The following is a 14,976-nucleotide window of genomic DNA, read 5'->3' on the forward strand; positions in this document are numbered from 1 at the left end:
CTAGAGCTAGCGACCCCGCGAACTGTTGACGCTGCGTCCCCGGACGATGCCGATGAAGACCTCGGTGTCGGGGTCGGGGTCGTCGATCGGCCAGACCAGCCCGATGCGGGTCGGCTCGAGGTCGGTGATGGGTCGCGCCACGACGTCCTTGCGATGGTGCAGCCGCGCGATCGACTGGGGGAGCACGACGATGCCGGTACCGGCCGCGACGGTCTCGACGGCCTCGGCCGCCGACATCGCGGGCCACGCGAGCTGCGCAGCCGACGGCGTCCAGTCCGTGCCGTGGCCCGGATCGAGCGGGCGCACGAGCTGTTCGTCGCTCAGGTCGTCGAGCACGACCTCGTCGGCTGCGGCGACGAGATGCTCACGCCCGGCCACGACCATCGGCTGCTCCTCGTAGAGCGGGATGCAGTGCAGGCCGTCGCGATCGACGGGCAGGCGCAGCAGGGCCATCGTCAGCTCGCCGTCGCGCAGGTGCTGCTCGGCGCCGGCGCCCGCCAGGGGCACGGCGTCGAGCGGTCGCCGCTGCCGCTCGCGCCAGATCCGGATCCACTTGTCGGGGGTCGCGCCCTCGACGAAGCCCAGCCGGAAGTGTGACGAACTGCCCGTGCTACTTGTCCCGTTCATCGTCGCGTCATCCTCCGTCAGGCGTAGAGTCGCGCCGTCGTCGACCCCCCCTGACGAATCTTCCTCCCCAAGGACGGACCTGTGTCGCTGTCATCTCGGGCCGAGCCAGCCCGCGATCTGTTCGCGCGTCGCCTGACCTACGGTGTCACACCCGCGCTGCGTCGTGACATGGCCGGGTACTCCTCGCCGACGGCGTGGGTCGAGGCCCAGCTCGACCGTGCCGAGCCGGAGTACGACCTGGCCGCCACGGTGCCGCTGTGGTTCGTCGCGTTGCGCAACACGCCCGCCCTGGCCCAGCTGCTCGACTCCCGCGGGGTGCGGCCGCGCTACCAGGTGGGTCTCGACCTGGTGGCGCAGACGCTGGCGCTGCGCATCCTCTCGCGCCACCAGCTCTACGAGGCGATGTGCGACTTCTGGTCGAACCTGCTCTACATCCCCGTGGCGGAGGCGCGGTCCTTCGCCTGGCGGGCCGACTTCGACAGCACCGTGATCCGCGATCACGCCTTCGGTCGCTTCCCCGACATGCTGGCCGCCTCGGTCGAGCACCCGGCGATGGCGACCTACCTGAGCAACGACCTCAACGCCAAGGGCGCGATCAACGAGAACCTCGGGCGGGAGCTCCTCGAGCTGCACACGGTGGGGCGCGACGCCTACGACGAGTCCGACGTGCGCTCGATGAGCCGCCTGCTCACGGGCTTCACCGTCACCACCGGCAACACCTCGCAATGCGGCTACGACCCCAACCGGCACCAGACCGGCAAGGCGCGCGTGCTCGGGCACACCGAGGCCAACCAGAACGCCGACGGGCGCGCGGCGCTGGCCCGCACACTGCGCCACCTCGCGCTCCACGAGGCGACGGCCCGCCGCATCGCCCAGCGGTTGTGCACGCGGTTCCTCGAGGATTCCCCGCCCGCAGACCTGGTGCGGGCGGTCGCAGCGTCGTACCGGCGCTCGGGCGGTGCGACGGCGCCGATGCTGCGCACGCTCGTCAAGCACCCGGCCTTCGCCGACGCACGGGCGACGAAGGTCCTCAAGCCCGGCGACGACCTGGTGCGCGCCTGCCGCGTCCTGGGCCTCCAGCCCAGCGGCGCCGTCGGTTCGGGCGCGTTCATCCGCCAGCTCGTGTTGATGGCCCAGGACGTCGGCCAGGTCAGCTACGCATGGCCGGCCCCCAACGGCTGGCCCGAGACCGACGCCCCCTACCTCAACCCCACCCGACTCCTGCGGTCGTGGGAGAAGCACTACCTGCTCGCCGCGCCGAAGGTGGCGGCCACCCAGCAGGTGCAGGTGCCGGCCAAGGCGACCCAGCTGCCGTCGTCCTGGCCCCAGACCCTGGCGAGCCTGGCCGACCACCAGTCCCGCCTGCTGCTCGGCCGTGCGGCCGATCGCGCCCTGGTGCAGGCCTGCGCCTCGGCCCTCGGACGCAAGGCGAACGCCTCCTACGCCAGTGCCGACGCCCTGACCGACCTCGAGTACCAGCTGCTGCGCGGCACGGTGCTCAACCAGCCTGCGGGGATCCGACGATGACGAGCCGATCGAACGACCAGTCCGGCTGCGGCGAGTGCAGCGGCTACGCCACCTCGCGCCGCGGCTTCCTCGGCCTCGGCGCCGCGGCCGGCCTCGCCGGCGTGACGACCACGATGCTCGGCGACGTGATGACCTCCGCGGTCTTCGGCGCCGCGCCCGGCGAGCGGATACTCGTCGTCCTCTCCCAGCGCGGAGGCGCCGACGGTCTCTCGATCGTCGTCCCGCACGCGGAGTCGGCGTACTACGCGGCCCGGCCCTCCATCGCCGTGGCGAAGAGCAGCCTCCTGGTGCCCGACAGCCGCTTCGGGCTCCACCCCTCGCTCAAGCCGCTGCTCCCGCTCTGGTCGTCGGGCCGGATGGCCGCCATCCAGGCCGTGGGCATGCCGGTGCCGAACCGCTCGCACTTCGACGCCATGGTCGAGCTCGAGGACGCCGCTCCCGGCTCCTCGGTGCGGGCCGGGTGGCTCAACCGCCTCATCGGCGCCCTCGAGGGCCCCCACGCCGACGCCTTCTCCGGTGTCGCCTCGGGATCCTCGCTGCTCCCGACCTCCCTGACCGGCCCCCGCCACACCCTGGCGATGGCGGACGCCGCCGAGCTCGTGCTGCCTTATGCCGGCAGCGATCAGGCGGCCGGCGTCGCGGCGGCGCTGCGCAGCCTGCACGGCGGCTCGGACGCCGTGTCCCAGGTGGGTCGCGAGGCGATCTCGGTGACGCGTCGCGGACGCCGGGTGATCGCCGCGGCCTCCACGCGGACCTCCTATCCGAACTCCGACCTCGGCGCCGCGCTCAAGCAGAGCGCCGCACTGATCCGGGCCGACCTCGGCGTCCGCGCCATCGCGGTCGACTCCGGTGGGTGGGACCACCACGTCAACCTGTCCTCGCTGCTCCCCACGGTGCTCGGCGACCTGGCCTCCTCGGTGGCGGCGTTCTTCGCCGACCTCGGCGACCTGGCCGAGCGCGTGACGCTGGTGACGGTGAGCGAGTTCGGTCGGCGGCTGGCGCAGAACGGCGCCCACGGTCTCGACCACGGGTACGGCAACGCGGTGCTCGTCCTCGGCGGGGGAGTCAAGGGTGGCTACTACGGACGCTGGCCCGGTCTCTCCGCCGGCAAGCAGGTCGACGGCGACCTCGCGGTGACCACCGATGTGCGCCACGTGTGGGGCGAGATCCTCGAGTCGCGGTTCCCCGCGGTCGACCGCACGAAGGTCCTCCCGAACGCCGGCGGCCTGCGTCGGCTCGGCTTCATGCGGTGAACACGATCCCGAGGGTCGATGTCATCACCCCGATGCGGCGATTCCGGCGACCTTTTGCTACGTTTCTCCCGCACTCGTCCGGGTGGCGGAATTGGCAGACGCGCTAGCTTGAGGTGCTAGTGCCCGAAAGGGCATGGGGGTTCAAGTCCCCCCTCGGACACAGAGGAGAACGGCGGCCCACGGGCCGCCGTTCTGCATTTCCCGACCCGTCCTCGAGCGGCGGCAAGGCAGTGCTGCCTTGCTTGGGCGGCTGCCGACGGCGTGGCACCGTCGAGCACGGAGAAGTCGCCACAGCACTCGGGAAGGGGCCGAGATCCACCAGTTCGCCGCTACTGCGCGACACCATCCGGGCGCCCTGGCTTCGTTGCCGACGCTCGATGGTGCAACCAGACCGCCGTCGCGCCGGCGCCTTGCCAGGACACCCGCCTGGTGCCGCTCGCTACGCGGCGCACCGGCGGATCAAGGCCGAGGCGACGGAAAGAGTTCCGTGTCTTTTCTTGATTCATTCAAGTCTATGCGGCAGGCTGCCGCCATGACCGCGAACGACTACGAACGCCTGCTGCGTGAGGCGTCGTTGCGGGTGACCAAGCCGCGCCTCGCCGTCCTGGAGGCCGTCCACCAGCACCCGCACGCCGATACCGACGCGGTGATCGGCGCCGTGCGCCGGCACCTGGGGGAGGTGTCCCACCAGGCCGTCTACGACGTCCTGCGGGCGCTCCACCAGGCCGGGCTCGTGCGTCGCATCCAGCCCATGGGCTCCGTGGCGCGCTACGAGGCCCGGGTCGGCGACAACCACCACCACGTGGTGTGCCGCTCCTGCGGCGACGTCGCCGACGTCGACTGTGCGATCGGTGAGGCGCCCTGCCTCACCGCCGAGGACGACCACGGCTTCCTCATCGACGAGGCCGAGGTCATCTACTGGGGCACCTGCCCCGCGTGTGCGAGACCGGACGCCCGCGTCCCCTCCACCACCCCCGTCCCCACGGCGTGACCCGCCGGGTCCGCTGCACCAGAAGTCCGGGAAGGAAGTCATGACCGAGAACCACGAGACCCGCGTCGGCGAGATGAACGAGAGCAGCAAGGGCTGCCCCGTCGTCCACGGAGCCGAGGCGGCGCCGTACCCGACCCAGCAGCGCTCGGGCAACCGCGGTTGGTGGCCCGAGGGCCTCAACCTCAAGATCCTCGCCAAGAACCCCGTCGTGGCGAACCCGCTCGGCGGCGACTTCGACTACCGCGAGGCCTTCAACTCCCTCGACCTGGCGGAGGTGAAGAAGGACATCGCGGCCCTCCTCACCGACTCCCAGGAGTGGTGGCCGGCCGACTTCGGCCACTACGGCCCGTTCATGATCCGCATGGCCTGGCACGCCGCCGGCACCTACCGGGTGCAGGACGGTCGCGGCGGTGCCGGCACCGGCCAGCAGCGCTTCGCCCCGCTGAACAGCTGGCCCGACAACGCCAACCTCGACAAGGCCCGCCGCCTGCTGTGGCCGATCAAGAAGAAGTACGGCCAGAAGCTCTCCTGGGCCGACCTGCTGGTGCTCACCGGCAACGTGGCCCTGGAGTCGATGGGTTTCGAGACCTTCGGCTTCGGCGGCGGTCGCGCCGACGTCTGGGAGCCCGACGAGGACGTCTACTGGGGCCCGGAGACCGAGTGGCTCGGCGATGAGCGCTACACCGGCGACCGCGAGCTGGAGAACCCGCTCGCCGCCGTCCAGATGGGACTCATCTACGTCAACCCCGAGGGCCCCAACGGCCAGCCCGACCCGCTGGCCGCCGCCCGCGACATCCGCGAGACCTTCCGCCGGATGGCGATGAACGACGAGGAGACCGTCGCGCTGATCGCCGGCGGCCACACCTTCGGCAAGACCCACGGTGCCGCCAACCCCGACGAGTACGTCGGCATCGAGCCCGAGGGTGCCGGCCTGGAAGAGGTCGGTCTGGGCTGGAAGAACTCCTTCGGCACCGGTGCCGGCGCCGACACCATCACCAGCGGCCTCGAGGTCACCTGGACCACCACCCCGGCCCAGTGGAGCAACGACTACTTCAAGCACCTCTTCGAGTACGAGTGGGAGCTCACCAAGAGCCCCGCCGGCGCCCACCAGTGGAAGCCGAAGGACGGCGCCGGCGAGGGCACCGTCCCGCACGCGCACGACGCCTCGACGAAGATCGCGCCGAGCATGCTGACCACCGACCTGGCGCTGCGTGTCGACCCGATCTACGAGGAGATCTCGCGCCGCTTCTACGAGAACCCCGACCAGTTCGCCGACGCCTTCGCCCGCGCCTGGTTCAAGCTCACCCACCGCGACATGGGTCCGATCCAGCGCTACCTCGGCCCCGAGGTGCCCTCCGAGGTGCTGCTGTGGCAGGACCCCGTGCCGGCCGTCGACCACCCGCTCATCGACGACGCGGACGTCGCGGCGCTCAAGCAGCAGGTCCTCGATTCCGGCCTCTCGGTCTCCTCGCTGGTCAAGGCGGCCTGGGCCGCGGCGTCGTCCTTCCGCGGCAGCGACAAGCGCGGCGGCGCCAACGGCGGCCGCATCCGCCTGCAGCCGCAGGCCGGCTGGACCGTCAACGACCCCGACGAGCTCGCCGGCGTCATCCGGGTGCTCGAAGGCATCAAGGAGTCCTTCGACGCCACCGCCACCGGTGGCAAGAAGGTCAGCTTCGCCGACCTCGTCGTCATCGCGGGTTCCGCCGCCGTCGAGAAGGCCGCTGCCGACGCCGGCGTCAGCCTGACCGTCCCGGTCTCGGTCGGTCGTACCGACGCCACCCAGGAGCAGACCGACATCGAGTCGTTCTCCTGGTTGGAGCCCAAGGCCGACGGCTTCCGCAACTGGCAGGGCAAGGAGGCCGTCCTCGGCGCCGAGCACCACCTGCTCGACCGCGCGAACCTGCTGACCGTGAGCGCGCCGGAGATGACCGTGCTCGTCGGCGGCCTGCGGGTGCTCGGTGCGAACGCCGCCGGGTCGACCCACGGCGTCCTCACCGACCGTGTCGGGGTGCTGAGCAACGACTTCTTCGTCAACCTGCTCGACCTCGGCACCGTGTGGAGCTCGACGGCGGAGGACTCCAGCACCTTCGAGGGCCGTGACCGCGCGACGGGCGAGGCGAAGTGGACCGGCACGCGTGCCGACCTCGTGTTCGCCTCCAACTCCGAGCTGCGCGCCCTCGCCGAGGTCTACGCCAGCGACGACGCGGCCGAGAAGTTCGTGCACGACTTCGTGGCCGCGTGGACCAAGGTCATGGACCTCGACCGGTTCGACCTGCGCTGACCTGGGGTCGACCCGCAGCGTCATCCGTCTCTGAACGGCAGCACCGGGCCCCGATCCTCCACCGGAGGGTCGGGGCCCGGTCGCATCCGGGGCCGGTCGTATCGGGGCCCGGGTCGCGAGCCGGGGATGGCGCGGCTTGGAGGCGTCCGTCAGGCTCGGGTCATGACCGACATCGCCGCCCGTGCCACCCGCCTCCTCGACCTCCACCGCGCCCCCGAGCTGCTCACCGTCGTCAACGTGTGGGACGCCATCTCCGCCACCGTCGTCGCCGACATCGAGGGCACCCACGCCCTGGCCACCGCCAGCCACTCCATCGCCGCCAGCCGCGGCTACGAGGACGGCGAGAACATCCCGGTCGCCGAGATGATCGAGGAGGTGCGCCGCATCGTCGCCGTCACCGACCTGCCCGTCTCGGCCGACCTCGAGGGCGGCTATGGCGACCCCGCCGACACCGTGCGCCGCGCCATCGGCGTCGGCGTCGTCGGCTGCAACCTCGAGGACCAGATGCGTCCGCTCGCCGAGGCGGCGGCCCGCGTGGAGGCCGTCATGGAGGCCGCACGCGCCGAGGGCGTCCCGGACTTCGTCCTCAACGCCCGCACCGACGCCTTCGTCAAGGGCGTCGACAACGCTCTGGAGGAGGCCGTCACGCGCGGCAAGGCGTTCCTGGACGCCGGCGCGCCGGTGGTCTTCGTGCCCGGCCGGCTCGACGAGGCCCAGATCAGCACGCTCGTCGACGCCTTCGGTCCCCAGCGCCTCACCCTCATCGGCATCCCCGGTCTGCCCTCGCTCGCGCGGCTCCAGGAGCTCGGCGTCGCGCGCGTCTCCTACGGCCCGATGTCGCAGAACGTCGCCCTCACCGCGCTCGCCGAACTCGTCGAGGCGGTGCACGCGGGCGGCGGCGTGCCGGCGTCCATGCGGATCCTGAACTGACGTGATCGGCGGGCCCACTTCGGTACCGGAGGGGTGGTCGGGTGCGGGGGTTTCGAGGCTCGCTCCGCTCGCACCTCACCACCGGGAGGTGATCGGCATCCCACCCCTTCGGTGGTAGGCGCCGCCTCTCACGGGGCAGGAGATCGGACGGCCCGCACCTCACGCGGGCCACCGACCAAGGCACCCGAGCTGAAGGAGGCGGCGCGCCGGCGCCGACATCGTGGCGATCCAGGACCTTCCGACCGACCACACCACCCGCCCCCCGCAGGAGCCCGCGGCGACGCCGTCCGCGCAGGCGGACGAGCCGGCGCATCCGGCGCTCGATCTCCCACCCGACCCGGGCACCCCACCCCGGCCGGGCCTCGACCGTTGGGTCTTCGGCGTGCCGGCGGCACTCGCGATCGCCTTCCTGGTCTGGGGGTCGGTCAGCACCGACAGCCTGGCCAGCTCGTCGGCCTCGGCCCTCACCTGGGTGATGGAGTCGACCGGCTGGCTCTTCGTGCTGACCGCGAGCGGGTTCGTCGTCTTCGTGCTCTGGCTCGCGCTGAGCCGCTACGGCCGGATCCCGCTGGGCCGCGACGACGAGGAGCCGGAGTTCTCGACCGTCTCGTGGGTGGCGATGATGTTCAGCGCCGGCATGGGCATCGGCCTGATGTTCTACGGCGTCAGCGAGCCGATCACCTTCTTCACCTCAGACCCGCCGCCGGGTGTCTCGCCCGGTGACGCCGAGGCCGCGATGGCCACGACGCTCTTCCACTGGACGCTGCACCCGTGGGCGATCTACGCGGTCGTCGGTCTCTCCATCGCCTACGGCGTCTACCGCAAGGGCCGCACGCAGCTCATCTCGGCGGCCTTCGAGCCGCTGCTCGGCCGGCACGCCGCCGGCTGGGGCGGCCGGCTGATCGACATGCTGGCGATCTTCGCCACGCTGTTCGGCTCCGCCGCGAGCCTGGGCCTCGGGGCGCTCCAGATCCGCTCCGGGCTGCAGATCGTCGGCGGCATCGGGAGCATCGGCAACGGCGTCCTGGTCGCGATCATCGCCGTCCTCACCGTCGCGTTCGTGCTGTCGGCGGTCTCCGGCGTCGCCAAGGGCATCCAGTGGCTGTCGAACATCAACATGGTGCTCGCCGTCGTGCTCGCGCTCTTCGTGTTCGTGCTCGGCCCGACGATCTTCATCCTCAACATGCTCCCGACGGCGCTGGGGTCCTACCTCGCCGACCTGCCCGAGATGGCGGCCCGCACGGGCGCCGAGGGGCCTGCCGCGAACGCCTGGCTCCAGTCGTGGACGATCTTCTACTGGGCCTGGTGGCTCTCCTGGACGCCGTTCGTCGGCATGTTCATCGCTCGCATCAGTCGTGGTCGCACGATCCGCCAGTTCGTCTCCGGTGTGCTGCTCGTGCCGAGCGTGGTCTCCCTCGTGTGGTTCGCGATCTTCGGCGGCACCGCGATCCGGCTCCAGCAGCAGGGCACCGACATCGGCGGTGCGGGCGGCGTGGAGTCCCAGCTGTTCACCACCCTCGACCAGTTCCCGCTCGCCACGGTCGCCAGCGTCGTGGTGATGGTGCTGGTGGCCATCTTCTTCGTCTCGGGCGCCGACGCCGCCTCGATCGTCATGGGCACGCTCTCCGAGCGCGGCACCGACGAGCCGCGCCGTCGCACCGTGGTGTTCTGGGGCGTGGCCACCGGTGCGGTCGCGGCGGTCATGCTGCTGGTGGGCGGCAGCGATGCCCTCACCGGACTCCAGACCATCACGATCGTCGCCGCGCTGCCGTTCGTCGTGGTGATGATCGGACTCGCGGTCTCCCTGGTGCGCGACCTCCAGCAGGACCCGCTCGTCGTCCGCCGCCGGTACGCCGTCGAGGCCGTCGAGCAGGCGGTCGTCGCCGGTGTCACCCAGCACGGCGACGACTTCGTGCTCGCCGTCGAGCGCGATCCCGACGCCGACCACGCGTGAGCCTGCATCGGACCAGGGGCCGCGGGTCGTCGTGACGGGGGACCTTGGTCACCTCCACGGCGCCGAGGGTCCCGAATCCGGCCGGGACGGACGCCGGGGTCTACGGATCCCGCCGTCCCGGCCGATCAGGGCGGCACCAACCCCCGGAACGCCCAGGAGGATCCGATGCGCACCACGACCGTGGTCCCGACCGGTGTCGAGAAGAGGTTCCGGCCCGACCAGGTGATCGTGTCGAAGACCGATCGCCAGGGCCGGCTCACCTACGTCAACCCGGTGTTCGTCGAGATCAGCGGGTACGCGGAGGCCGACCTCATCGGCAAGCCCCACAACGTCATCCGCCACCCCGACATGCCGCGCTCGATCTTCAAGCTCCTGTGGGAGACGATCAGCAGCGGCGCGGAGCTCTTCGCCTACGTCGTCAATCTCTCCGCCGACGGCGGCCACTACTGGGTCCTCGCGCACGTGACACCCACGATCGACCCCTCGGGCGCGATCGTCGGCTACCACTCCAACCGGCGCACCCCCGACGCCCGGGCCCTCAGCGTCGTCCAGGCCCTCTACCGCGACCTCCTCGCGGCCGAGCGCGCGGCGACCTCGAGCCCCGACGCCCTCGCCGCCGGATCGGCCCTCCTCGCGGCCCGCCTGGCGGAGGCCGGGATGGACTACGACCGGTGGATCTGGTCGCTGGAGACGGGAGTCGCGGCATGAGCCTCCTCGCCGATGTCCGACCCGCTGCCGGGATCCGGGACGCCGTCGACGCCATCCGCTCGGTCTGCGAGGCGGCGGCAGCCGGCGACCTCGAGCGCCGCATCCCCGACCTCGGGGACGACGCCGACCTCGCCGGCCTGCGCGATGCGATCAACACCCTGCTCGACCTCACCGACGCCTACGTGCGGGAGTCCTCGGCGTCGCTGACCGCGGCGAGCGAGGCCCGCTTCTACCGGCACTTCCTCGTGCGCGGCATGCGGGGCAGCTTCCAGTCCGGCGCCCGGATCATCAACGCGGCCATCGAGGAGATGGCGCTCACCCATGCGCGCCTCGAGCAGGAGCGGGCCGATCGGCTGCGCCTCGCCGACGCCTTCGAGGACGCCGTCCTGGCCTTGGCCGACCAGGTGGCGGCGGCCGCGGTGGAGATGGAGTCGGCGGCCCGCACCCTGGCCGACAGCGCCGACGGCACCGCGACCCGCGCCGTCCAGGTGGGGGAGAACTCCCGCAACGCCTCCGACGCCGTCACCGGGGCCGCCGCCGCGGTCGAGGAGCTCGCCGCGACCGTGAGCGCGATCGACGAGCAGGTGGGGGAGTCCCATCGATCCGGCGCGCTGGCGGTCGAGGAGGCCGACGAGGTCGCCGGCACGGCCCGCCACCTGGCGTCGGCCTCCCACGAGATCGGCGACATCCTCGGCCTCATCAGCCAGGTCGCGAGCCAGACCCGGCTGCTGGCCCTCAACGCCACGATCGAGGCGGCCCGGGCCGGCGAGGCCGGGAAGGGCTTCGCCGTCGTGGCCGCCGAGGTCAAGGCGCTGGCCTCCCAGACCGCCGAGGCGACCGAGCAGATCGAGCAGCAGGTCGGGGCGATGCAGACGGCGTCCGGCGACGTCCTCGCCGCCATCGAGTCGATCGGCGGCGCGGTGCGGGCGATGGGGGAGTCGATCGGCGGCATCGCGAGCTCGGTGCAGGGTCAACGCCAGGCGGCCGCCGAGCTGAGCCGCACCACGACCCTGGCGGCCGACGCGGTGGCCGGGGTCAACCACGACATCGGCGCCATCGGCACCGCGACCGAGGCGACCAGTGCGGGTGCGTCGGAGATGACCTCCGCCGCCCTCGAACTCGCCCGGCTCTCGACGGACCTGCGCACCCACGTGCTGGAGTTCCTCGAGCAGATCCGCTGAGCGATCCGCGGGCTGATCCGCTGAAGGGGCCCACCGGCCACCGTCCCGGGGGATCGGCCCGCTGGCGGGCGATGCCATGCTGGGCCCATGGCCGACTCCGAGATCCGTGAGACCGCCCCTGCCGCCCGCCCCGACGCCGAGGTCGTGCAGCTGTGCCACGACCTGATCCGCATCGACACCTCCAACTACGGCGAGGACGACGGGCCCGGCGAGCGGAAGGCGGCCGAGCACGTCGCCGGGCTGCTCGACGAGGTCGGCATCGAGGCGCGGCTCTACGAGAGCCGCCCCGGCCGCACCAGCGTCGTCGCCCGCTGGGGCGGTCAGGACGGCGAGGGGCTGCTCCTGCACGGTCACCTCGACGTCGTCCCGGCAGCCGCCGAGGACTGGCAGGTGCACCCGTTCTCGGGCGAGGTCCGCGACGGGTACGTCTGGGGCCGTGGCGCGGTCGACATGAAGGACTTCGACGCGATGCTGCTCAGCGTCGTCCGCGATCGCCAGCGCCGCGGCGACGTGCCTCGTCGTCCGATCGTGCTCTGCTTCACCGCCGACGAGGAGGCCGGCGGTCACCTCGGTGCGCAGGTGCTCGTCGAGCAGCACCCCGAGGAGTTCGAGGGGGTCACCGAGGCCGTCGGCGAGGTCGGCGGGTTCAGCACGACCGTGCGCGGGCGCCGGATGTACCTCATCGAGGCAGCCGAGAAGGGCATGGCGTGGATGCGCCTGACCGCCCGGGGCCGCGCGGGTCACGGCTCGATGATCAACGGCGACAACGCGGTCGCCCGCATCGCCGGCGCCGTCGCGCGGATCGGCGCCCACGAGTGGCCGATCCGGCTCACGCCCACGATGGAGGTGCTGCTCGCCTCGGTCGGCGAGATCGCCGGCGTCGAGGCGACCCCGGAGAACGCCCGCGACCTCGTCGAGGAGTTCGGAGGAGCGGCCCGCATGCTCGGCGCCGTGCTGAGCAACACCACGAACCCCACGATGCTGCGGGCCGGCTACAAGGTGAACGTGATCCCGACCGAGGCCACCGCGCACGTCGACGGGCGATTCCTCCCCGGCTTCGAGGACGAGTTCTTCGCCACCATGGCCGAGCTCATCGGCGAGGGCATCGAGGTCGACTACCTGAGCCGCCAGCAGCCCTGGGAGACGCCGTACGAGGGCCGTCTGGTCGACGCCATGACGCGCTCGCTGCTCGCCGAGGACCCCGAGGCCGTCGTGGCGCCCTACCTGATGAGCGGCGGCACCGACGCCAAGCACTTCCGGGCCCTCGGCATGCGCGCCTTCGGGTTCGCGCCCCTGCGACTGCCGGCCGACCTCGACTTCACCGCGCTGTTCCACGGGGTCGACGAGCGGGTGCCGGTCGACGCGCTGGAGTTCGGGGCGCGGGTCTTCGACCGGTTCCTCGCCGACGCCGACACGCCGGCCTGAGGTCCTGCCCGTCAGGCCGTGCGGACGGCGCGGATGATCTTGCGCCGCAGGATCACCCGGCGGGTGCCGTCGGGTGTGATGCGCAGCCGGTCGAGCTCCCAACCGCCGTACTCGGCGCGATCGGTGAGCAGCTTCGTGACGACGTTGCGCGAGAAGTCCCGTGGGAACGTGATGTGGTCGAACTCCCACTCCACGCCGGCGCGGTAGGGGCGGCGGGCTGCTGCCATCAGACCTCCTCGGGCTCGTGCCCCGGATCGGGTGGTGTCAGTCGGCCGAGACGTCGTCCAGGGCCTCGGTGATCTCCGGGGGAAGGGCCAACTCCTCGACGCTGAGGGTGGCCCGCAGCTGGGTGGCGGTGCGTGCCCCCACGATAGGCGCCGTCACCCCGGGCCGGTCGCGCACCCACACCAGTGCGACCTCGGCCGGCGTCCAGCCCAGGCCCTCGGCCGCGCGCGCGACGCCCTCGACGATGCCGGCGGCCCGGTCGTCGAGGTAGTGGCTGACGAAGCGGGAGAACTGCGACGTCGCCGCCCGGCTGTCCGAGGGCGTGCCGGTGCGGTACTTGCCGGTCAGGACGCCGCGGCCCAACGGCGACCAGGGCAGGACGCCGAGGCCCAGGGCCCGCGCGGCCGGCAGCACCTCCAGCTCGATGTCGCGGTTGAGCAGCGAGTACTCCACCTGGGTCGAGGCGATGGGGGTGCGGCCCGGCACCGCCGTCTGCCAGGTCGCGGCGCGGGCGGTCTGCCAGCCGGAGTAGTTCGAGATGCCCGTGTAGACGGCCCGACCGCTCGTGACCGCCTGGTCGAGGGCGGCCAGGGTCTCCTCCAACGGAGCGCCGTCGTGCCAGGTGTGCACCTGCCAGAGGTCGACGTGGTCGACCCCGAGACGCCGGAGCGAGGCGTCGAGACCGGCCAGCAGGGCACGCCGCGAGGTGTCGTAGCGCAGGCGTCCGTCGCGGGCCTCGAGGCCGGCCTTGGTGGCGATCACGATCTCCTCGCGCGCCATGACATCGCCGATGAGGGCGCCGAGCATGCGCTCCGAGGCGCCCTCGGCGTAGGCGGCGGCGGTGTCGACCAGCGTGCCGCCGGCCTCGGCGAAGGCGATGAGCTGGTCGCGGGCCTCGTGCTCGTCGGTGTCGCGTCCCCACGTCATCGTGCCCAGGCCGAGCCGGGAGACCCGCAGGCCACTGTGACCGAGGTGACGCAGTTGCATGCGGCTCACCGTAGCGACTGCCGCACGCGGGACGTGGGATCGACCCTAGGATTCGGCGCGTGGTGGACTTCCTCCAGGCCGTGGTGCTCGGCGTGATCCAGGGCCTGACCGAGTTCCTGCCCATCTCCAGCAGCGCCCATCTGCGCATCCTCCCCGAGATCTTCGGGTGGGGTGACCCCGGCGCCGCGTTCACCGCCGTCATCCAGATCGGCACCGAGCTGGCCGTGCTGCTCTACTTCCGCGAGGACATCTGGCGGATCTCCTCGATGTGGCTGCGCTCGCTGGTCAAGCCGGAGTACCGCGGCCACCTCGACGCCCGGATGGGCTGGTTCATCATCGTCGGCTCGCTGCCGATCGTCGTCCTGGGCGTGCTGCTCAAGGACGTCATCGAGGAGGACTTCCGCAGCCTCTGGATCATCGGCACCACGCTCATCGTGCTCGGCCTGATCCTGGGGCTGGCCGACCGGATCGGCGGCACCGAGCGCACGATCAAGAACCTCACCCTGCGCGACGCCGTCCTCATGGGCGCGGCGCAGGCGTGCGCGCTCATCCCCGGCGTCTCCCGCTCGGGCGCCACGCTCTCGATGGGCCGCTTCCTGGGCTACGACCGCGAAGCGGCCACGCGCTACGCCTTCCTGCTCGCCATCCCGGCGGTGGTCGGGGCCGGCATCTTCGAGCTCAAGGACATCGGGTCGGGCGAGAACCCCTATGGCTGGACGCCGACCATCGTCGCCACCGTCGTCTCCTTCGTCGTCGGCTACGCGGCCATCGCCTGGCTGCTGCGCTACGTCTCCACGAACTCCTACACGCCGTTCGTGCTCTACCGGGTCGCTCTCGGCTCGCTCACGCTGCTGCTGGTCGCCGGCGGCGTCATCGCCGCCTGACCC

13 protein-coding genes and 1 tRNA gene are annotated in these 14,976 nt (G+C 71.9%); 11 read left to right on the plus strand and 3 right to left on the minus strand.

Translation table 11 applies throughout. The annotated features are described in order from the left end of the window. Window positions 1-6 precede the first annotated feature (6 nt). Entirely contained in the window at window positions 7-627 is a 621-nt protein-coding gene (locus tag ABD671_RS17765) for a LysR family transcriptional regulator substrate-binding protein (RefSeq protein ID WP_344734778.1), read from the minus strand. An 81-nt stretch (window positions 628-708) separates the two neighbouring features. Here ABD671_RS17765 and ABD671_RS17770 point away from each other — a divergent pair, with 81 nt between their 5' ends. The 10 genes from ABD671_RS17770 to ABD671_RS17815 all read left to right on the plus strand — a co-directional run bounded on the left by ABD671_RS17770 (window position 709) and on the right by ABD671_RS17815 (window position 12,877). Continuing rightward, on the plus strand, window positions 709-2,154 hold the full coding sequence (locus ABD671_RS17770; RefSeq protein WP_344734779.1) for a DUF1800 domain-containing protein: 1,446 nt from the start codon (window positions 709-711) through the stop codon (window positions 2,152-2,154). Next, the gene (locus ABD671_RS17775; protein ID WP_344734780.1) at window positions 2,151-3,407 is read left to right on the plus strand and encodes a DUF1501 domain-containing protein; all 1,257 of its coding nucleotides are present in this window, start codon (window positions 2,151-2,153) and stop codon (window positions 3,405-3,407) included. Before ABD671_RS17770 ends, ABD671_RS17775 begins: the two co-directional genes overlap by 4 nt. 76 nt (window positions 3,408-3,483) lie before the next feature. Further along, a tRNA-Leu gene (locus ABD671_RS17780) sits at window positions 3,484-3,567 on the plus strand. Between the two features lie 372 nt (window positions 3,568-3,939). Next, window positions 3,940-4,398, plus strand: a complete 459-nt coding sequence (locus ABD671_RS17785; protein ID WP_344734781.1) for a Fur family transcriptional regulator — start codon at window positions 3,940-3,942, stop codon at window positions 4,396-4,398. 40 nt (window positions 4,399-4,438) lie between these two features. Next, a complete protein-coding gene (katG, locus tag ABD671_RS17790) occupies window positions 4,439-6,679 on the plus strand; it encodes a catalase/peroxidase HPI (RefSeq protein ID WP_344734782.1) in 2,241 nt (746 codons plus the stop codon). Between the two features lie 162 nt (window positions 6,680-6,841). Further along, window positions 6,842-7,609, plus strand: coding sequence for an isocitrate lyase/PEP mutase family protein (locus tag ABD671_RS17795; RefSeq protein ID WP_344734783.1), 768 nt, complete (start codon window positions 6,842-6,844; stop codon window positions 7,607-7,609). A 382-nt stretch (window positions 7,610-7,991) separates the two neighbouring features. Then, window positions 7,992-9,563 (plus strand): BCCT family transporter, encoded by a 1,572-nt coding sequence (locus ABD671_RS17800; RefSeq protein ID WP_344734785.1) that lies wholly within the window; start codon window positions 7,992-7,994, stop codon window positions 9,561-9,563. 165 nt (window positions 9,564-9,728) lie between these two features. Continuing rightward, window positions 9,729-10,271, plus strand: coding sequence for a PAS domain-containing protein (locus ABD671_RS17805; RefSeq protein ID WP_344734786.1), 543 nt, complete (start codon window positions 9,729-9,731; stop codon window positions 10,269-10,271). Then, a complete protein-coding gene (locus tag ABD671_RS17810; protein WP_344734787.1) occupies window positions 10,268-11,452 on the plus strand; it encodes a methyl-accepting chemotaxis protein in 1,185 nt (394 codons plus the stop codon). Before ABD671_RS17805 ends, ABD671_RS17810 begins: the two co-directional genes overlap by 4 nt. Window positions 11,453-11,539: 87 nt before the next feature. Beyond that, window positions 11,540-12,877, plus strand: coding sequence for a M20/M25/M40 family metallo-hydrolase (locus ABD671_RS17815; protein WP_344734788.1), 1,338 nt, complete (start codon window positions 11,540-11,542; stop codon window positions 12,875-12,877). A gap of 11 nt (window positions 12,878-12,888) precedes the next feature. Here ABD671_RS17815 and ABD671_RS17820 read toward each other — a convergent pair whose 3' ends face one another. After that, window positions 12,889-13,104: a DUF5703 family protein gene (locus ABD671_RS17820; RefSeq protein WP_344734789.1), complete on the minus strand. Its 216-nt coding sequence runs from the start codon at window positions 13,102-13,104 to the stop codon at window positions 12,889-12,891. Between the two features lie 37 nt (window positions 13,105-13,141). Continuing rightward, entirely contained in the window at window positions 13,142-14,089 is a 948-nt protein-coding gene (locus tag ABD671_RS17825; protein ID WP_344734791.1) for an aldo/keto reductase, read from the minus strand. A gap of 59 nt (window positions 14,090-14,148) precedes the next feature. Here ABD671_RS17825 and ABD671_RS17830 point away from each other — a divergent pair, with 59 nt between their 5' ends. Next, window positions 14,149-14,973: an undecaprenyl-diphosphate phosphatase gene (locus tag ABD671_RS17830; RefSeq protein WP_344734792.1), complete on the plus strand. Its 825-nt coding sequence runs from the start codon at window positions 14,149-14,151 to the stop codon at window positions 14,971-14,973. Window positions 14,974-14,976 lie beyond the last annotated feature (3 nt).

It is taken from the genome of Nocardioides fonticola (genome assembly GCF_039536805.1).
GTDB lineage: Bacteria > Actinomycetota > Actinomycetes > Propionibacteriales > Nocardioidaceae > Nocardioides > Nocardioides fonticola.